Origin of the sequence: Photorhabdus akhurstii, assembly GCF_018448925.1 — a bacterium.
In the GTDB taxonomy this organism is placed as follows: domain Bacteria; phylum Pseudomonadota; class Gammaproteobacteria; order Enterobacterales; family Enterobacteriaceae; genus Photorhabdus; species Photorhabdus akhurstii.
On record NZ_RCWE01000006.1, the window covers coordinates 143,987 to 164,241 of the forward strand.

14 protein-coding genes are annotated in these 20,255 nt (G+C 39.2%); 7 read left to right on the forward strand and 7 right to left on the reverse strand.

Going from position 1 to position 20,255, the window contains the following annotated elements; all coding sequences use genetic code 11:
• Positions 1-45: 45 nt before the first annotated feature.
• A complete protein-coding gene (locus EAE93_RS09950; RefSeq protein WP_214039595.1) occupies positions 46-966 on the reverse strand; it encodes a PfkB family carbohydrate kinase in 921 nt (306 codons plus the stop codon).
• A 754-nt stretch (positions 967-1,720) separates the two neighbouring features.
• Between EAE93_RS09950 and EAE93_RS09955 the strand changes: the two genes are divergently transcribed.
• A complete protein-coding gene (locus EAE93_RS09955; protein WP_214039596.1) occupies positions 1,721-2,503 on the forward strand; it encodes a transferase in 783 nt (260 codons plus the stop codon).
• 89 nt (positions 2,504-2,592) lie between these two features.
• Here the strand turns inward: EAE93_RS09955 and fdhD are convergent, their stop codons facing one another.
• The gene (fdhD, locus tag EAE93_RS09960; protein ID WP_036811151.1) at positions 2,593-3,423 is read right to left on the reverse strand and encodes a formate dehydrogenase accessory sulfurtransferase FdhD; all 831 of its coding nucleotides are present in this window, start codon (positions 3,421-3,423) and stop codon (positions 2,593-2,595) included.
• A gap of 181 nt (positions 3,424-3,604) precedes the next feature.
• On the opposite strand from fdhD, the gene fdnG reads away from it, so the two are divergent.
• Genes fdnG through fdoI form a run of 3 tightly spaced genes read left to right on the forward strand, consistent with a single transcriptional unit; the run spans position 3,605 to position 8,231 of the window.
• Positions 3,605-6,652, forward strand: coding sequence for a formate dehydrogenase-N subunit alpha (gene fdnG, locus EAE93_RS09965; protein WP_214039597.1), 3,048 nt, complete (start codon positions 3,605-3,607; stop codon positions 6,650-6,652).
• Positions 6,653-6,663: 11 nt separating this feature from the next.
• On the forward strand, positions 6,664-7,593 hold the full coding sequence (gene fdxH, locus EAE93_RS09970) for a formate dehydrogenase subunit beta (protein ID WP_036811145.1): 930 nt from the start codon (positions 6,664-6,666) through the stop codon (positions 7,591-7,593).
• Complete coding sequence (gene fdoI / locus EAE93_RS09975; protein ID WP_214039598.1) at positions 7,590-8,231, forward strand: formate dehydrogenase cytochrome b556 subunit; 642 nt, start codon at positions 7,590-7,592, stop codon at positions 8,229-8,231. The genes fdxH and fdoI overlap by 4 nt, the downstream gene beginning before the upstream one ends.
• 277 nt (positions 8,232-8,508) lie before the next feature.
• On the opposite strand, the gene EAE93_RS09980 is transcribed toward fdoI, so the two are convergent.
• From EAE93_RS09980 to EAE93_RS10000, 5 genes are all read right to left on the reverse strand, one after another.
• Positions 8,509-9,465: a methyltransferase gene (locus EAE93_RS09980; RefSeq protein ID WP_036811139.1), complete on the reverse strand. Its 957-nt coding sequence runs from the start codon at positions 9,463-9,465 to the stop codon at positions 8,509-8,511.
• Positions 9,466-10,247: 782 nt separating this feature from the next.
• A complete protein-coding gene (locus EAE93_RS09985) occupies positions 10,248-11,201 on the reverse strand; it encodes a methyltransferase (RefSeq protein WP_036811136.1) in 954 nt (317 codons plus the stop codon).
• Positions 11,202-11,680: 479 nt separating this feature from the next.
• A complete protein-coding gene (locus EAE93_RS09990; protein ID WP_214039599.1) occupies positions 11,681-12,634 on the reverse strand; it encodes a methyltransferase in 954 nt (317 codons plus the stop codon).
• Between the two features lie 443 nt (positions 12,635-13,077).
• Positions 13,078-14,031 carry a methyltransferase gene (locus EAE93_RS09995; protein ID WP_036811130.1) on the reverse strand — a complete coding sequence of 318 codons (954 nt, stop codon included), beginning with the start codon at positions 14,029-14,031 and terminating at the stop codon, positions 13,078-13,080.
• A gap of 483 nt (positions 14,032-14,514) precedes the next feature.
• Positions 14,515-15,468: a methyltransferase gene (locus EAE93_RS10000; protein ID WP_214039600.1), complete on the reverse strand. Its 954-nt coding sequence runs from the start codon at positions 15,466-15,468 to the stop codon at positions 14,515-14,517.
• A 527-nt stretch (positions 15,469-15,995) separates the two neighbouring features.
• On the opposite strand from EAE93_RS10000, the gene fdhE reads away from it, so the two are divergent.
• Genes fdhE through selB form a run of 3 tightly spaced genes read left to right on the forward strand, consistent with a single transcriptional unit; the run spans position 15,996 to position 20,249 of the window.
• Positions 15,996-16,925, forward strand: coding sequence for a formate dehydrogenase accessory protein FdhE (gene fdhE, locus EAE93_RS10005; RefSeq protein ID WP_214039601.1), 930 nt, complete (start codon positions 15,996-15,998; stop codon positions 16,923-16,925).
• 21 nt (positions 16,926-16,946) lie between these two features.
• Positions 16,947-18,338, forward strand: coding sequence for an L-seryl-tRNA(Sec) selenium transferase (gene selA / locus EAE93_RS10010; RefSeq protein ID WP_214039602.1), 1,392 nt, complete (start codon positions 16,947-16,949; stop codon positions 18,336-18,338).
• A gap of 51 nt (positions 18,339-18,389) precedes the next feature.
• On the forward strand, positions 18,390-20,249 hold the full coding sequence (selB, locus tag EAE93_RS10015; protein WP_214039603.1) for a selenocysteine-specific translation elongation factor: 1,860 nt from the start codon (positions 18,390-18,392) through the stop codon (positions 20,247-20,249).
• Positions 20,250-20,255 lie beyond the last annotated feature (6 nt).

Here is a 20,255-nt window from a genome sequence, read left to right on the forward strand (position 1 = left end):
TAACTATGCCCCTTAAAGCCTAGGAGGCGTAGTGTCTGGAAATAATTATTCAAACACAAACTCCTCTAGTTCTTTGATTGTTGGTGCGCCCGCAGCACCAGTACGGTTAACAACAATGGCAGCAACACGATTGCCAAGCTCAACAGCATCTCTTAACGACATTCCCTGCGATAAACCTGCAAGCATGCCACTACTATGAGCATCACCAGCACCGATGGTATCCACCACTTTCACTTTATAAGCCACGACATATTCTGGCTCACGATCAGGCAGACATATCCACGTACCCTGTGAACCTAACCGACAAATAATAGTGATTTTTCTTTTACTGGAATAACGGCTAGCTTGGACGACAGGATCGCCTTCCCCGCACAATATAGCAACTTCATTACGACTCAGTGTCAGAATGGTCCGGTCAACAGGTAATGCATCAAGGAAAGTAGGATCTATTTCTGGTAAACGTGGGCCAAAATCCAGCAATAACGTCTGCCCGGATGGTGACGCCAGTAACCAGTCACATAAAATCGCCGTTGATTTACCCGCCATGACATAACCACTGGAGTAGATATATCCCCTTTCCGGCAAAGCAATAGAAGAGAGCATGGCCGTATTCCAGTCAACTTCACAACCACTTACGGAGACAAAACTTCTTTCCCCATCCGGTTCAACCATAGCCAAACACCAACCATTATCAAGATAGGAATGGGTCAATGTGACCTCAAGCCCAAGGGCTTGCATCTCTTTGGTGACTTGCTTACCCCAGTATCCGTTACCAATGGGTATGCCATTGATCACAGGGACTTGCAGGCGGACCAAGGCCCGAGCAACATTAAAACCAGAACCGCCAATCTGTCGATCAATTTCTTTAGCTTCCTGATCTGCCCCACTGCGAGGAAGCCTCGGTAAACTAAGAACAATATCTCCTGCCGCCGCACCAATTACAGTAATCGGTAGTAAACCCGCCATCAGGCTCTCCTCTTACCGGCCTAAATATCAGCCATAGTCACATCAAATTGGAAAAGAAACAGATAAATCACTTAGGAAAGAAAACTTGCAGCAATTATTGCCGAATTCACATACATAATAAGTACTTATACTTTAACATTAATCGGGTTCAATAAAAGTCAACCTGTATCAATTATGTGATACCAACGTGATTGATTTCCAATTTATCGGTCATAGGACGATAATAATTCCTGTGTGAAATAGTGACATATAATCATTGTTGCCAAAATATATAAAAACTCATAGAAAAAGTTGATTAATTCATGAAATTAGCCTCATGAGGAGAGCCAAAATGAATGAAAAAGCCAAGTGTCCCAATATTATAACAAGTTATTTAATAGGTAAAAGTATTATCACTTTTCCGTCCGGCCGTATTTAAATGCGAAATGCATTCAAAAGCTAACATTTTTATCTGATTACTGCCCAAGAACACTTTTATGATCAACAACGGCAAATAAAATAACTCTATTGGGACAAACAGTGAGTTGATTCCATTGTATTTCCAACGGCGTATTATCAGTGCAAGATAAATAAAAATTCAAGTTAAACAATTAATCAAAAATATAAAATTTATTTAATTGGCTCTTAGTAGCAATTACTTAAAAAATATTATCTATTTATGTCCATAAATATTACTGCTATTCTATACAATTAAAATTTTCCACTAATGAAGTACTTATCAATATTACAAATTACCTTTACAGGAAATCCTACTTTGAAAACACACATCATTATTCAATCCGCCAAACAACGACCTGATTTAAAAAATGCCACTGATGAGCTTATTTATAATAATTGGCCTTTGTTTATGCAGAACTCCCCTGTGACATATGAACATTGGAATAAATTATTTGAGCCAGATTTCAGCCATTTTCAGAAAGTTGCTATTTTGCAACAAGGGGAAGAGCAGAAATTAATTGGTGCAGCCAATTCGGTACCTTTCCCTTGGGAAGGCGATCCATTGGAGCAACTGCCGGATAATGGTTGGGATGAAGTTTTTCGCAGAGGCATGCTTGCTCGTGGAAAAATAGTCACAAAAATATTGTCGGCATTATCAGTAACGGTAGCGCCTGAATTTCGCGGTAAGAATATACCGGCATTGCTTATTGGCAGCTTAAAACAAGCGGCTATCGAGGCAGGGTTTAAAGCATTAGTTGTTCCCGTGAGGCCGACGTTGAAAAAAAACTATCCATTGCAGGATTTTGTACAATACTGTGAATGGAAAAATGATAACAATGAACCTTTTGATCCCTGGATTCGGGCACACTGGCGTCTGGGAGCGAAGATTATTCGACCGGCGATACACTCAATGCATATAGATGCCACACTTGATAAATGGCAGGAATGGCTAGGAATGAAACTCCCCGAAAGTGGTCAATATATTATTCCTGGTGGTTTAGTACCACTGGTGGTGGATATACAACAGCAAATGGCTTATTACATTGAACCCAACCTATGGATGTTTCACAGCTTGCATGATGCAGAATTATTGCGATAACCTCGGTTGATTAATATAAAAATCAACTTTTCATATTAATCACAGTAGGAAAATGCGAGCGTTCTTGATATGCCTATTTTTATGCGCATTTAACTTATTAATCTCTCAGCATGGGTATAAATAGTCGCTTTACCGGGTTTACAAAAACCAACCAAGGTCAAATGACATCGGTCAGCGATTTCTACAGCCAATGAAGTTGCTGCTGAAACCGCAAACAGAATCTCAACACCACAAACGGCTGATTTTTGTACCATCTCATAACTAGCACGACTAGATACCAAAACAGCGCCTTGCTGCCAACCTGTTTTCGCCTTCATGCCTAGCATTTTATCCAGTGCAACGTGACGACCTACATCCTCACATCCCCCCAATAATTTACCTTCCGGATCAATCCAACTTGCCACATGAGTGCAACCTGTCAATGCCCCAACATCCTGAACATTAGTCAGTTGAGAGAGAGCGTGATCAAGCTGGCTTAACGAAAAGGTTTGAGTAAAAGGCAACGGGGAAATCGGGCGAAAAACATCAGAAAGTTGTTCTGTTCCACAGATGCCACAGCCTGTTCGTCCAGACAGATTACGTCTGCGCTCTTTCAAACTCGCAAAACGGCGGCTAGAAAGTTCGATTTGCAACTCAATACCGCCATTACAATTAGCGATAATATCAATGCCGCGAATCTCGTGTTGAGATTCAATAATGCCTTCGGAAAGCGAAAACCCAATAGCAAAATATTCGAGATCTTTAGGGCTTGCCATCATTACGACATGTGAAATACCGTTGTAAACTAAAGCAACAGGAACTTCTTCTGCAATCCAATCAGCTTTTAATGTATCAAGATGGTGCTTTTGTTGCACGTTCGTTCGTGTTACCCCCTTGATCACACCAAATGGTAACAACTTCCCTGATTTTACGTTATACATTAGATGAGTTCCTAATAGTGTTACGACATAATAATCGTGTGGAAAAAAGAGTCTATACTATTTGTCAGGCAATAAATCTGATCCCACTACGGAAAGTGGTTTTAATAAAAAAGAACACATTCAAAATTTTTCCCATGATGGAATGGATACTGTTTAAGACAATGTGAGTGAGGAGATTCCCATGCAAGTCAGCAGAAGGCAGTTCTTTAAGATCTGCGCTGGCGGTATGGCGGGTACAACGGTAGCCGCGTTGGGCTTTGCGCCAGCCGCAGCCCTTGCACAAACACGTAACTATAAATTGTTGCGTGCGCGTGAAACCCGAAATACCTGTACGTACTGCTCTGTCGGTTGTGGGCTGTTGATGTACAGCCTTGGCGATGGCGCAAAAAACGCGAAAGCAACTATTTTCCATATTGAAGGTGATCCTGATCATCCGGTAAACCGCGGCGCACTTTGTCCTAAAGGGGCTGGCTTAGTTGATTTTATCCATAGCGAAAGCCGCCTGAAATACCCGGAATATCGCGCAGCGGGTTCTGACAAATGGCAACGTATTACTTGGGATGAGGCATTTGATCGCATCGCTAAGTTAATGAAAGCAGACCGTGACGCCAATTTCATTAAAACCAATCAAGAAGGCGTGACAGTCAATCGCTGGCTGACAACCGGCATGCTGTGTGCATCGGCTTCCAGTAACGAAACAGGTTATCTGTCGCAAAAATTTAGTCGCGCTCTCGGCATGCTCGCCGTAGACAACCAAGCACGTGTCTGACACGGACCAACGGTAGCAAGTCTTGCTCCAACATTTGGTCGCGGTGCGATGACCAACCACTGGGTTGATATTAAGAACGCGAATCTGATCGTCGTTATGGGTGGTAACGCTGCCGAAGCGCATCCTGTGGGATTCCGTTGGGCAATGGAAGCCAAAATCCATAATAACGCTAAGTTAATTGTGATTGATCCACGTTTTACCCGTACAGCATCTGTAGCGGATTTCTATACTCCAATCCGTTCTGGTACCGATATTGCTTTCTTGTCAGGTGTAATCTTATACCTACTAACCAACAATAAGATTAACCATGAATATGTTGAGGCGTATACCAACGCCAGTCTTATCGTGCGTGAAGATTATTCGTTCAATGATGGTCTGTTCAGTGGTTATGACGCAGAAAAACGTCAATACGACAAAACCAGTTGGAACTATGCACTGGATGAAAACGGCTTTGCTCAACGTGATATCACACTTAAGCACCCACGTTGTGTGTGGAATTTGTTAAAAGAGCACGTTAGCCGTTATACGCCCGATGTCGTCAGTAATATTTGCGGTACGCCAAAAGAGGATTTCCTGAAAGTCTGCGAATATATTGCAGAGACTTGTGTTAAGGATAAGACCACTTCTTTCCTGTACGCACTGGGTTGGACTCAACACTCAGTGGGTGCACAGAACATTCGAACTATGGCGATGATCCAACTGCTATTGGGCAACATGGGTATGGCAGGTGGCGGTGTTAATGCATTGCGTGGTCACTCGAATATTCAGGGATTGACTGACTTAGGGTTGTTGTCGCAAAGCTTGCCGGGATATCTGACACTTCCCTCAGAGAAGCAGGCTGATCTACAAACTTATCTCCAGGCAAATACCCCCAAACCGATGCTGCCGGGTCAGGTTAACTATTGGGGGAATTACCCAAAATTCTTTATCAGCCTGATGAAGAGTTTCTACGGTGATAATGCCCGTAAAGATAACGACTGGGGTTTTGATTGGCTGCCGAAGTGGGACAAAAGTTATGACGTCCTGCAATTTTTTAACATGATGTCGAAAGGTGAAGTCAATGGCTATATTTGCCAGGGCTTTAATCCGGTAGCTTCTTTTCCGAATAAAAACAAAGTTGTTGACGCCCTGTCGAAACTGAAATTCCTGATCACTATCGATCCGCTTAACACTGAAACGTCAACTTTCTGGCAGAACCACGGTGAATTTAACGATGTCGATTCATCCAAAATTCAGACAGAAGTTTTCCGCCTGCCGTGCTGCTGCTTCGCAGAGGAAAACGGTTCAATTGTTAACTCTGGTCGCTGGTTGCAATGGCACTGGAAAGGTGCGGATGCGCCGGGAGAAGCCATCGGTGATGGAGAAATCCTCTCCGGTATCTTCAAACGCATGCGGGATATGTACCGTGCGGAAGGGGGAGCATCACCAGAGCCGCTGCTGAGCATGACCTGGAATTACTTCAACCCGGACAGCCCTACATCGGAAGAAGTGGCCCAAGAGAGTAATGGCCGGGCGCTGATTGATCTGATTGATGCTGATGGCAACGTCATAGTGACACAAGGTCAGCAATTAACCTCTTTTGCGCAGCTACGTGATGATGGTACTACCGCTAGTGGTTGTTGGATCTTTGCCGGAAGCTGGACGCCGGAAGGTAACCAGATGGCCCGTCGTGATAACGCCGATCCGTCAGGATTAGGCAATACTCTCGGTTGGGCATGGGCATGGCCGTTAAATCGTCGTATTTTGTACAATCGCGCATCGGCCGATCCGCAGGGCAAACCTTGGGATGAGAAACGTCAGTTACTGACGTGGGATGGTATTAAGTGGGGTGGCGTCGATACTGCTGATTATAGTGTGGCTGCGCCAGAAACGGATGTTGGACCATTTATCATGCAACCGGAAGGTATGGCACGTCTGTTTGCTATTGATAAGATGGCGGAAGGGCCATTCCCTGAACACTATGAACCCTTTGAAACACCATTGGGGACCAATCCATTGCATCCGAATGTGGTATCCAACCCGGCTGCCCGAGTGTTCAAAAGCGACTTTGAAGCAATGGGTAAGGCAGATAAATTCCCTTATGTGGGAACCACTTACCGTTTGACAGAACATTTCCACTATTGGACAAAACACGCATTGTTGAACTCGATTATCCAACCTGAACAGTTTGTGGAAATCGGTGAAAAACTGGCAGAAAAGAAAGGCATCAAGCACGGTGATACCGTCAAAGTTAGCTCTAATCGCGGTTACATCAAAGCGAAAGCGGTTGTCACAAAACGTATTCGTACCCTGAATGTACATGGTCGTGAAGTGGATACTATCGGTATTCCGATTCATTGGGGCTTTGAAGGGGCAGCGAAGAAAGGCTTTATTGCCAATACTTTGACACCATTTGTTGGTGATGCGAACACACAAACGCCCGAATTCAAAGCGTTCTTGGTCAATGTGGAAAAAGTGTAAAGGGAAAAATTATGTCATTGCAAACTCAAGACATCATTCGCCGCTCTGCCACAAATTCTTTTACTCCTGCGCCACGGGTGCGGGATGACCAGGAGGGCGTTGCGAAACTGATTGATGTGACAACCTGTATCGGTTGTAAAGCTTGTCAGGTGGCCTGTTCTGAGTGGAACGATATCCGTGATGAGATCGGTTATAACGTTGGTGTTTATGATAACCCGGCTGATTTAACCGCCAAATCATGGACCGTGATGCGCTTCTCAGAGGTTGAAGAGAACGGCAAACTGGAATGGTTGATTCGTAAAGATGGTTGTATGCACTGTGCTGATCCCGGTTGCTTGAAGGCTTGTCCAGCAGAAGGGGCGATCATTCAGTATGCCAACGGGATTGTTGATTTCCAGTCGGAACACTGTATTGGCTGTGGCTACTGTATCGCCGGTTGTCCATTCAATGTGCCACGACTCAACAAAGAAGATAACCGGGTATATAAATGCACTCTGTGCGTTGACCGCGTTAACGTCGGTCAGGAGCCGGCCTGCGTGAAAACCTGTCCGACCGGTGCAATCCATTTTGGCAGTAAAAAAGCCATGAAGGATTTGGCGGCTGAACGGGTGAGTGAGTTGAAAGGCCGCGGTTATGAGAATGCGGGTTTGTACGATCCTGATGGTGTTGGTGGTACCCATGTGATGTATGTACTGCACCATGCTAACAAACCACAACTATATCATGGCCTACCGGACAATCCCTCTATTAGCCCGACCGTCACCTTCTGGAAAGGTATTTGGAAACCGCTGGCCGCAGTGGGATTTGCAGCCACATTCGCTGCCAGCCTCTTCCATTATGTGGGTATTGGTCCGAACCGGGTAACGGAAGAAGACGAAGAAAATGCGCGTCGTGATACCGAGCCTTCACAGCAATCAGCCAATGGGGAGGAACCGCGATGAAAGGCAGGAAAGATATTATTATCCGTCACTCACCGGTTGAGCGAGTAAACCACTGGGCGGTAGTTCTCTGTTTTCTATTTACCGCCATTAGTGGATTAGGATTCTTTTTCCCCTCGTTTAACTGGCTGATGAATATCTTCGGTACGCCGCAATTGTCACGGATTTTGCATCCATTTGTCGGTTCAGCGATGTTTATTTTATTTATCTTTATGTTTTTCAGATATTTTAAACATAACTTTATCGACAAAGATGACATTGTATGGCTGAAAAACATCCATAAGATTATGAAAAATGAGGAAGCGGGCGATATTGGCCAATATAACTTAGGTCAGAAAGGAGTCTACTGGTCTATCAGTATTTGCTTGATATTACTCGCTGTCAGTGGTGTTATTATTTGGCGCCCCTATTTTGCTGATCTCTTCTCTATTCCGATAATTCGAATTGCGCTTCTAATTCATTCAATGTCAGCTATTGGTTTAATCTTGACAATTATGATTCACGCTTATGCGGCATTCTGGGTGAAAGGATCTCTCCGGGCAATGGTTGAAGGTTGGGTAACCCGTGGTTGGGCGAAGAAACATCACCCACGCTGGTATCGTGAAGTGATGAAACAGGAACAGCAAGAAGAGAAACGTTAATACGTTTCGAATATAATTATAAGCAGGGTAGTCATATCCTGCTTATTGTTGATTAAGTACGAATAGTGCAGGGAACGATTAGACTTTAAGTTTATTATTTTTGTTTAAATTATTTTTTTATCACCAATTTTTAAATTCAATTCACTTTCTATTTTAATTTATATATTTCTTTGATATAAAATAAAGCATCAAATTTTTGATGCTTTATTTTATCTATTTATTCCTCAAAAAAATATCCATATAACCATCTTTGGGAATAATCTGTAATTCCTACAATTTATTTTATCCGTAGTTCAATAAATGAATATGGTGAATATGATTGATCTACAATTTTATTATCTTGAACGACAAGTCCAGCTTGGTTAGCCAGATATTTGAATTCAGCAGAACTACGTTCTTTCCCTAAAAATAACATATCCATTAATATATCGAAAGATCTAGAAAATTCGGGCTCTTTCACCATATTTATCAATAATAGAGATGAATTTTTATCCATTGCTTTGCGGAAATTCTCCAAAATAAGTATTGAGTCACTATCGGACCAATTATGGAGAACATTTTTTAAAATATACAAATCATAACCGGATGGAATTGACTTTAGAAAATTTCCATTGATAAACTCTATATTGTCAGAAATGGGAAGTTCATTATATCTATCCAATACAGCGTAATGTTTTCCTTTTACCTTTTCACTAATTCTTGCTAAAAGCTCCCCTTCTCCCCCTCCAACATCTAATATTCTATTATGCTGATTAAAATCATAAATACCAAGTAACTCCTCAACGATTAAATTTGAGACTCTTGTCATTAAAGCATCAAAATTTGATTTGAGAAATTTGTTACCATCCAGATATTCAAAGAATGGCTTGCCATGTGCCATTTCAAATGCCGATTTGCCATCATCTTCAAATAAGGATTTTCCATACATTAACCAAGCGTTACCGTAATATGAGCAAATTTCAAGCTTTATCATGAATGTCTCAAAACTTTCAGGATTGGAAAACACCTGGCACTCATCAGAAAGCCTGAATTTATTATCTTTACTAACCAACACCCCCATTTCAACTAAGAAATCACATAATCGACTAAACCGAGCATAATTAACACCAGATTTACGGGAAAGCTCGCTTATATCAACATAAATTCCATCTTTAAAGTGAGTAGATAATCCGGTATCAACAAAAGCATGAATTGCAGCTGATCTTCTATTTGACGCAATCAGTTCAGTTAGCATTGAGCCATCCTTTATATCTGTATACCCTTATCTTTCAAGTTGCCCCTTTGTTGGCTGCACTCACTCACCCCAGTCACATAGTTATCTATGCTCCCGGGGATTCGCTCCCTTGCCGTCGCGATGCATCTTGAAATCCATAGGGTATATATTATTAATAAATTAAATATTTTATCAAAAATCCAAGAAATACCATGATGATAGATTGGATATCCTGACAACCCATTTGAACTAAAATGTAATTATTAGCTTTGTTATCTTTTCATGCAAAGATTCAATTCATCTTACATCCGCATTTTTGAGCATAAGATGTTAATTATCAGATTATATTAAATTTGATAAAAAGAAATGACAAAGATCACAATTAACTCTTCTCAGAACCCTTAAAAATTAAATAGCAGAAAATAACGCAGTGCATATATTGCCATTTACATTCATTTATAAAAAAAATGATAATTATAAAACCTGAGAAATTACAGGTATTTTTTGAATGTGTTATTTAGGCAATAGGAAAAGAAACATCAATGATGTTCCACCCTAAAGATCATCAATGAAGGGTAGTGACATCCTACCTATTACTAATTAATTCCAATATTAAAAATATAATGCTTATGAAAATTACGTTCATTATAAATATCTGAATTACATTTCAAATATCTATATGTTTTTATAAAATAAGATAAAAATATGGCATCAGATATTTTGATGCCATACTTGTTATACCTATTTTCAGATGCACAATATCCATATGATTATTCTTACGGAGTTCCATGATTATCTATAATTTATTTTACCCCTAGTTCTATAATTGAATATTTCTCATTTATCTCTTTAATACCTTTAACGACAAATCCTGCCTGGCAAGCTAACTCCTCTAATTCACTCAAATAACGCTCTTTTCCTAATAATAATACATCCATTAATATATCCGTAGAGTCAATTATTTCTAATCGTGGTTTCTTCACTGTGCTTATCAATAAAACAGTTGCATTATCATCCATAGCTTTTCTACAGCTCTGCAAAATTAATACTGCATTATTATCAGACCAATTATGGATAATATTTTTTAAAATATATAAATCATAACCAGATGGAACTGATTTAAAAAAATCTCCATTTATAAATTCAATATCTTCTAAAACAGGGGTTTCATTATACCTGTCCAATACAGCGTAATGTTTTCCTTTTACTTTTTCATTCATTCTTATCAAAAGCTTTCCTTCTCCCCCTCCAACATCTAATATTCTGTTGTATTGACTAAAATCATAAATATCGAGTATTTTATCTATTATTTTGTCCGAGTTTTTTGACATAAAAGAATCAAAATTTGATCTGAACAATTCATGATTGTCCAAATATTCAAAAAACGGTTTTCCATGCGCTATTTCAAATGCCGTTTTACTATTATTCTCAGATAAGGATTTTGAATACATTGACCAAGCGCTCCAGAATTCTGGGCTAACTTCGCACCTTATCATTAATGATTCCATACTTTCCGGGTCTGCAAGTGCACGGCACTCCTCAGAAAGTGCAACTCCTTCACCGCTGTTAACCAATACCCCTATTTTGATTAAATACTCACATAACCGGCTAAAGCGAGCATGATCAAGACCATATTGACGGGAAATTTCGCTAATATTTACGCAGGCCCCATCTTTAAAGTGAACAGACAACCCCATATCAACAAAAGCATAAATTGCGGTTGATTTCCTACATGATGTAATAAGTTCGATTAGCATAGCGTTATCCTTTATATCATAAAGAAATGAAGTATTTTATATAAAACCCAAGAAATACCGTGATGATTGATTAAGTATTTTAACAACATATTTTCACCAAATTGCGATTATTAGTTTTGTTACCTTTTCATCATGAAATAATAAATTTTTATTCCCATTATTTTCCAACAAGTTAACTCAATTTAATTATCCATTTCTAGTCGTAACTTATTATACTATATTAAATTTGATAAAAATAAATGATAAAGATCACAATTAACACTTTCCTGGATATTTGAAAATTAAACAAGGAAATATAATTTAATTTTGATATTAAACCACGATTATTATAAAATTTAAATCCACATTCTATTTAAACATTTTATTGATATAAAGTAAAAATATGGCATCAAATATCTCGACGCCATATTTTCCATATATTTATCAAAAATACAATATCCATATCATTATATTTAATTAAGCTTCCTATTATCTATAATTTATTTTACGCCTAGTTGAATAATTGAATATGATTCATCGATATCTTTAACATCTTGAATGATCAACCCTGCTCGTTTAGCCAAACATTCAAATTCCGTTAAGTTACGCTCTTGCCCTAAAGATGTCATATCCATCAATATATCTAAATATTTAACAAATTTAGATTGTGGTTTTTTCATTAAAGTTATTAATAAAATAGTTGCATTATTATCCATTGCCTTTCGGCAATTTTCTAAAATGAGTATTGATTCATTATCAGACCAATCATGAATAATATTCTTTAAGATATATAAATCGTAACCTAATGGAATTGATTTGAAAAAATCTCCATCTATAAAATCTATATTTTCGTAAGTAGGACTCTTATTATATCTATCCAATACAGCGTAATGTTTCCCTTTTACCCTTTCACTTATTTTTATCAAAAGATTCCCTCTTCCTCCTCCAACATCTAATATTTTATCGTGTTGGCTAAAATCATAAATATCAAATAATTTTTCAATCATTTTATTCGAGTTTTTTGACATTAAAGAATTAAATTTTGCTCTGAGCAATTCATTGCTATCCAAATATTCAAAGATTGGTTTTCCATGAGCTATTTCAAATGCCGATCTACCATTATTTTCAAGCAAGGATTTTGGATACATTAACCAAGCGTTCCAGAAATCCGAATCAAATTCCCACTTTATCATTAACGATTCTATACTTTCAGGATCGGCAAGCGCACGGCATCCATCAGAAAGTGCAACTTTATCATTACTGCTAACCAATACTCCAATTTCAATTAATAAATCACATAATCTATTAAGTCGCGAATAATCAATATCATATTGACTGGCAAGTTCATTGATATCCATATAGGCCCCATCTTTAAAGTAAACAGACAAACCTGTATCAACAAAAGCATAGATGGCAATTGATTTTCTATATGACGCAATAAGTTCAACTAGCATTAGTTATCCTTTATATTTATTTTATAAAAAGATGAATCGTTTGATTTAAAAATCAGAAAATACATGATGATTTATTAGGTATTCTGATAACTAAAATATAATCATTAACTTGATATCATTCTCCTTATCTTACAATTTGTTAACTCACCTTGATTCTGTGTTTTAGAGATTCAAATTGTTACTTATCAGACTATATTAAATATAATAGAGAAAAATAATGAAGATTACAATTAACTCTTTAAAGGGGTTTTAAAAACAAAACAAAATGATTTAATATATTTATTCTTGCTATTTAAATAATTTTCATCCCCGGAGAATAAATTTTCTCTCTGTTTTAATCCATATATATTTCATTAATATAAAAAATATGGCATCAAATATTTTGATGCCATGATTATTACATATTTTCTCAGAAGAGTAATATCCATATAATTATCTTTACGTTATTTTATTCCCAATTGGATAATTGAAAATAACTCATCAATATCCTTAACATCTTGAATAACCAATCCTGCCTGGTTAGCCAAACGTTCAAATTCCGTCAAATTACGTTCTTTTCCTGAAAATAGTACATCCATTAACATATCTAAATATAGCACCGCTTTAGATTGTGGTTTTTTCATACAACTCACCAATAAAACCTTTGCACCACTATCCATTGCCTTACGGCAATTTTCTAAAATCAATATGGCTTTATCATCGGGCCAATCGTGAAGAATATTCTTTAAAATATATAAATCATAACCTGATGGAATTGATTTAAAAAAATCTCCATTCATAAAATATATATTTTCCAAAACAGGAATTTCATTATACCTGTCCAATACAGCGTAATGTTTTCCTTTTACCTTCTCACTGATTCTTACCAGAAGATTTCCCTCCCCGCCTCCAACATCTAATATCCTGTTGTATTGATTAAAATCATAAATATCAAGTAGCTTTTCAATGATTTTATCTGAGTTTTTTGACATTGCAGAATCAAAATTTGATTTTAGTAATTTATTACTAGCCAGATAATCAAAGAATGATTTTCCATGCATTATTTCAAATGTGGATTTTCCATCACCTTCAAGTAAAGATCTTGAATATATTGACCAAGCATTCCAGCAATCCGGGCTTAGTTCCCATTTTACAATTAATGACTCCATACTTTCAGGATCGGCAAGTGCACTACATTCTTCAGAAAGAGTGACTCTATGGCCGTGATTAACCAATATCCCAATTTCAATTAAAAAATCACATAATCGATCAAGTCGGGAATAATCAATACCACATTGACGGGAAAGTTCGTCTATATCTACATAAGCTCCATTTTTAAAGTGAATAGATAAACCTGTATCAACAAAAGCGTAGATTGCAGCTGATTTTCTATATGACGTAATAAGTTCGGCTAGCATTGAGTTATCCTTTATGTCTTTATCTTATAAAGAGATGAAGTATTTTACCTAAAATGCATGAAATACCATGATGATTAATTGGGTATTCCAACAACTAATATGTGATTATTAGCTTTGTTACCTTTTCTTGGTGAGATAATAAAGATTTCATTCTCCTTATTTTCCCATTGCTCCACTTACTTTAATAACGCATTTTTAGGACAAAATTTTTAACTATCAGACTATATTAAATTAGACAAAAAGAAATGACAAAGATCACAATTAACTCTTCTCATAAATCCCGAAAATCAAATAGGATTGTTTAATATGGTTTTTAATCGTTTTATTGCCAGAGAGTAATTCTGCTTTTTATTTTACTACATATATATATTTAATTATCATAAAACAAAAATTGGCATCAAATATATTGATGCCACATATATATTCCCTAACGATGGGATATGAATATAATCATCTTTGGAAATGATTATGAATCCCTATAATTTATTTCACCCCTAATTCGATAAGTGAAAACATTCCATCTATATCTTTAGAATATCGAACGATGAGTCCCGCCTGGTTAGCTAGATGTTCGAATTCACTTAAATAACGCTCTTGCCCTAAATATAGCATATCCATTAATAAATCGACAGATTTAACCATTGGGGATTTTGTTTTTTTCATTAAGGTTATTATCAGGATGTTTGCATTATCATCCATCACTTCTCGGCAATTCTTCAAAAGGGATATTGCGTCATTATCAGGCCAGTTATGGAGGACATTCTTTAAAATATATAAATCATAACCTGACGGAATTGACTCAAAAAAATCGCCATTTATGAAATCTATACCTTCATAAATAGGAATTTCATTATATCTGTCCAATACAGCATAATCTTTTCTTTTGAATTTTTCACTGATTCTGATCAAAAGCTCTCCATCTCCACCTCCCAGATCCAATATTCTGTTATATTTATTAAAATCATACACAACAAGCAATTCTTTAATTATTTTATTTGTATATTTTGACATTAAAGCGTCAAAATTTGATTTTAGTACTTTATCATTATCCCAAATCTCATAGAATGATTTTCCATGCGCCATATCAAATGCCGGTTTACCATTGTTTTCCAGTAAGGATTTTGGGTACATTAACCAAGAATCCCAATGTTCTCGATTGATTTCATATTTTATTGTCAAGAATTCAAAACTATCAGGATCAGCAAGTGCACTGCATTCTTCAGAAAGTGCAACCCCATCGTTGCCGCTAACCAATACACCTATTTCAGTTAAGAAATCACATAGTCGATTAAGTCTAGAATAATCAATACCATATTGATCAGCAAGTTTGTTAATATCTACATAGGTTCCATTTTTAAAGTGAATAGATAAACCCGCCTCAACAAAAGTGTAGATTGCGGCTGTTTTTCTATATGACGTAATGAGATTAATTAGCATGGAATTACCCTTTCTTTATCTTTAAATGAGGTTATTATATAGAATATAGATAGTACCACTATGACTAACTATATACAGTTGAAACGCATTTAAACCAAAATGTAATTATTAACTTTGCTATCTTTTCCTTATGAGGTAATGAATAATTAATTCTCTTTTTACAATTAATTATTCACTTTAATTATATGTTTTTAGGCATGAGTCAATTAATCATTAGGCCATATTAAATATGATAGAAAGAAATGTTAAAAATCACAATTAACTCTTTTTAGGGATTTTTAACATTAAATTGAAAGAAATTTCTTAACAATATTTTTCTTTCAGAAAAAAATTCACATAAAGAGTGAATGGTTATAAAAAATCGCAACCATTTCATGAATATATTGGTTATTGCTCTGACCACATCATTTCCAGCATTATCTCTGTAGCTCAGAAACCTCTTTTGATCTATGCTGAGCGCTAAGAACAAGCTTAAGATTATTATTAACCTGAAAGCCCTAAAGCAGATAGCAGGAAGATAGAACTTAATGAGTATTCGCATCGTTCCTAAAGAACAACTAAGCAAAGATCGTAGCAATGAAAAAGCAGCAGATTATATCCCGCCATTGCTTTTTGCTAATCTGAGAAACCTTTATCAGCGCCGGACAGAACGCTTGCAGCAACTGGCAGAAAAGAGTCCGTTCATTGATTATCTTAACTTTTCAGCACAAGTTGCCCAAGCTCAGCAAAAAGCGTCGCATGACAATCCATTGAAAATGGAGATAGCAGATATCTTAGAAAAATCTGTTATTGAAGATAAGCCGCCTCTGGATTGCAAAACCTTCCAACGCACTAAACACTGGCAGAAATTGCTTCACTCTCTGATAGCAGAATTACTGCCGGATGCGTCGGAACATGTTCATGCCGCTCTGGATAATCTAGCAAAGGCGTCGGAACAGGAGCTAGAACAGATGGCCGATGCTTTGTTGAAAAATGAATTCAGTAAAGTCAGCCCTGAAAAAGCACTTTTTATCTGGGCGGCACTCTCCCTCTATTGGGCGCAAATGGCAAATCAAATCCCAGGAAAAGCGAAAGCGGAATATGGTGAACATCGTCAGTTCTGCCCAGTTTGCAGCAGTATGCCGGTCTCAAGTGTTGTTCAGATTGGCACGACCAACGGGCTGCGTTATCTGCATTGTAGTTTGTGTGAAAGTGAATGGCATGTGGTACGGGTAAAATGCAGTAACTGCGAACAGACACGCGATCTTAATTATTGGTCGCTGGATAGTGAGCACGCCGCCGTGAAAGCGGAAAGTTGCGGCGATTGTGGTAGTTATTTGAAAATCCTCTATCAAGAGAAAGACCCGAAAGTTGAGGCCGTTGCTGACGATTTAGCTTCACTGATCCTCGACGCCAAAATGGAAGAGGAAGGTTTTGCCCGCAGTAGTATCAACCCGTTTTTGTTCCCAAATGAGTAACAGTGAGTTGACGGAATTGCCATGACATATAAACCGTGCCCGTTGTACAGCCAGCTCCCCGCCATTGATCGTCTATTGCGTGAGCCACAAATCACCCCATTCGTGGAACAATATGGACAGACGCTGGTAACGGCAACATTAAGAGGGATGCAGGAGCAGGCCAGAATCTATATCAAGCAGCATCAAGCACTGCCTGATTGGTGTGATAACTGGGCCTTGGCTCTCGGTCAGCAACTGGAACAGAAACAAACTTTGGCTTTAAAGCCAGTGTTCAATCTCAGTGGTACGGTGATTCATACCAATCTTGGCCGAGCATTAATGGCAGAATCGGCTATTGAGGCGGTGACACAAGTGATGCGTTCACCCGTAACATTGGAATATTCCCTCAATGACGCTGGGCGTGGACACCGAGACCACGCTTTGGCGGATTTACTGCGTGAATTAACCGGGACGGAAGATGCCTGTATCGTTAATAATAATGCAGCGGCTGTGCTGTTATTATTGGCAACCGTGGCATCCGGTAAGCAAGTTGTGGTCTCTCGTGGCGAACTAGTGGAAATTGGTGGCGCATTCCGTATTCCTGATGTGATGGTTCAAGCAGGATGCCGACTAGTTGAAGTCGGCACCACGAACCGCACTCACCTGAAAGATTACCAACAAGCGATTAATGAAGAGACCGCTCTCCTCATGAAAGTGCATACCAGTAACTACAATATTGAAGGTTTTACCGCAGAAGTATCCGGCCGTGAATTGGCCGCTCTGGGAATAGCCTCGCAAATCCCTACTGCAATTGATCTGGGCAGTGGTTCCATGATCAATATGGCGCAATATGGGTTGCCAGCCGAACCTATGCCCCAAGATTATCTGAATCAAGGCATCGATCTGGTCACTTTCTCTGGTGATAAATTACTGGGAGGACCACAAGCCGGCATTATTCTCGGTAAAAAGCGCTGGATAGAAGCAATCCAGCGTCACCCGCTGAAACGTGCTTTGCGGGCAGATAAGATGACGTTGGCCGCTTTGGAAGCCACATTGCGGTTATATCAGCGCCCCGAACAGCTTCGCCAGCAGTTGCCAACGTTACGTTTATTAACTCGTTCACAACAACAAGTGCATGATATGGCACAACGATTATTACCTCAGCTTCAAGCACGTTACAGTGACCTGTTTATTGTTCGTGATGAGCCATGTTATTCACAGATTGGCAGTGGCTCACTGCCGGTCGATCGTCTGCCAAGTTGGGCTTTGACTTTCGCCGCTATTGATGGTCAGGGGGGTTCGTTAGAACGGTTAGCCCGGCGTTGGCGTAAATTAGCCAAACCCGTTATTGGCCGTATCTCCGACGGACGTTTGTGGCTGGATTTACGTTGTCTCGAAGATGAAAAAGCGCTATTGCAGGCACTATTACTGTAATTTTCTGAAATACAATAATTTACCGAAATACAATAATCTCCTGAAACTATTATGATTTTTGCCGCCGCGGGCCATGTTGATCATGGTAAAACCACACTCATTCAAGCGATTACCGGTGTTAATACAGCCCATTTGCCGGAAGAGAAAAAACGCGGGATGACCATCGATTTGGGTTATGCCTATTGGCCGCAACCAGATAGCTCCTCGGTTGGTTTTATCGATGTGCCCGGACATGAAAAATTCCTCGCCAATATGTTGGCAGGGATCGGGGGTATCGATCATGTTTTATTGGTGGTTGCCTGTGACGACGGGGTAATGGCTCAAACAAGAGAACATTTAGCTATTCTGCGTTTGATTGGCTGTCCGTCCATAACCGTTGCACTCACTAAAGCCGATCGCGTGGAATCACAACGAATAGTTGAAGTCCGCCAGCAAATTGAATATGAGCTGGCAACACAGGGTTGGGGCCTCCCTTCTCTATTCGTAACGGCTACAACGGATGAAGAAAGCATTGCCCCTTTGAGACAACATCTGTTGCAGTTACATCAGCAAAATAAGCAACATGAAAAATTACATCAACGTTTTCGTCTGGCGATAGATCGCGCTTTCAGTGTAAAAGGAGCGGGTCTGGTAGTAACGGGAACAGCATTGTCTGGCCGGGTCAGTGTGGGAGATATTCTCTGGCTGACCGGCCGGGATCAACAAGTCAGAGTACGTGGCTTGCATGCTCAGAATCAACAAACCGATACGGCTCAGGCCGGGCAACGTATTGCACTGAATATTACTGGTGATGTCAGTAAAGAACAGGTTTCCCGTGGTGATTGGCTACTTTCCCACAAACCCTTTGAGCATGTAGAAAAGGTATTGGTGGAAGTAGAAACTGATGAACCTTTGCGAAACTGGCAACCACTTCATATTCATCATGCTGCCAGCCATATAACGGGGCGGATTTCATTACTAAATCAGCTTTCTGATAAGCCTCTGCTGGCTGAATTGGTACTTGATAGCCCATTGTGGTTGGTTGAGAATGATCGGCTAATACTGCGAGATATCAGCGCCAGAAAAACACTGGCTGGCGCGCGGGTGATAAACCTAAATTCTCCCCGCCGTGGTAAACGCCAGCCAGAATTTTTGCATTGGCTCACTCAGCTTGCCAAAACATCAGATCATGCGGCTAATTTAGCTCTTTATCTGCCACGAGGTGCACTTTCTCTCGACCGCTTTTCTTGGGCGCGTCAGTTAACAGAAGCAACTCTCCACCAGCTAATCGTTGATAAGGATGTGATTATTGCCAATGGGATGATGTTGTCACAGAACAATGCCAGGTTAGCAAAGCAGAAGTTACTACAAGTTTTGGCCGAATATCACCGGCAACATGTTGACCAATTGGGTTTGGGAAGGGCACGTCTGAAACGGATGGCGATGCCAACGCTGGATGAAGCACTGGTTTATACTCTGATAGATGCATTGCTCAGTGATGGACAGCTAAAGCAATTACGAGGTTGGTTATACCTTCCTGAGCACAGTTTGTCTTTTAGTGATGAACAGGCAAAATTGTGGCAACGAATAGTCCCCTATTTCACAGATGATCCGTGGTGGGTACGTGATCTGGCTGCTGACTTAAAAGAAGAAGAGGCAACCGTTCGCAATTTGTTGAAAAAATCTGCCCAATTGGGGCATATTATCGCGATTGTTCCTGATCGTTATTATTGCAGCCAACGAATTCAGCAGTTCGCGGAATTGATTCGCCAATTTAATCAAGATTGTGGTGCAATTACCGCTGCGGATTTTCGCGATCAACTCGGTATCGGTCGTAAACTGGCTATTCAGATATTGGAATTTTTTGATCGCAGTGGTTTTACTCGTCGTCAGGCTGAGTCACATATTCTCAGAGATAATGGGCTATTCTGATGATTT

What these genes read in the sequence shown, in the direction of transcription:
- EAE93_RS09980 (WP_036811139.1), bottom strand. Translation starts at nt 9,465, where the DNA reads ATGCTAACTGAACTGATTGCGTCAAATAGAAGATCAGCTGCAATTCAT.
- fdhD (WP_036811151.1), bottom strand. Translation starts at nt 3,423, where the DNA reads ATGTATAACGTAAAATCAGGGAAGTTGTTACCATTTGGTGTGATCAAG.
- selA (WP_214039602.1), top strand. Translation starts at nt 16,947, where the DNA reads ATGACATATAAACCGTGCCCGTTGTACAGCCAGCTCCCCGCCATTGAT.
- selB (WP_214039603.1), top strand. Translation starts at nt 18,390, where the DNA reads ATGATTTTTGCCGCCGCGGGCCATGTTGATCATGGTAAAACCACACTC.
- EAE93_RS10000 (WP_214039600.1), bottom strand. Translation starts at nt 15,468, where the DNA reads ATGCTAATTAATCTCATTACGTCATATAGAAAAACAGCCGCAATCTAC.
- EAE93_RS09990 (WP_214039599.1), bottom strand. Translation starts at nt 12,634, where the DNA reads ATGCTAGTTGAACTTATTGCGTCATATAGAAAATCAATTGCCATCTAT.
- fdhE (WP_214039601.1), top strand. Translation starts at nt 15,996, where the DNA reads ATGAGTATTCGCATCGTTCCTAAAGAACAACTAAGCAAAGATCGTAGC.
- EAE93_RS09995 (WP_036811130.1), bottom strand. Translation starts at nt 14,031, where the DNA reads ATGCTAGCCGAACTTATTACGTCATATAGAAAATCAGCTGCAATCTAC.
- EAE93_RS09950 (WP_214039595.1), bottom strand. Translation starts at nt 966, where the DNA reads ATGGCGGGTTTACTACCGATTACTGTAATTGGTGCGGCGGCAGGAGAT.
- EAE93_RS09985 (WP_036811136.1), bottom strand. Translation starts at nt 11,201, where the DNA reads ATGCTAATCGAACTTATTACATCATGTAGGAAATCAACCGCAATTTAT.
- fdxH (WP_036811145.1), top strand. Translation starts at nt 6,664, where the DNA reads ATGTCATTGCAAACTCAAGACATCATTCGCCGCTCTGCCACAAATTCT.
- fdoI (WP_214039598.1), top strand. Translation starts at nt 7,590, where the DNA reads ATGAAAGGCAGGAAAGATATTATTATCCGTCACTCACCGGTTGAGCGA.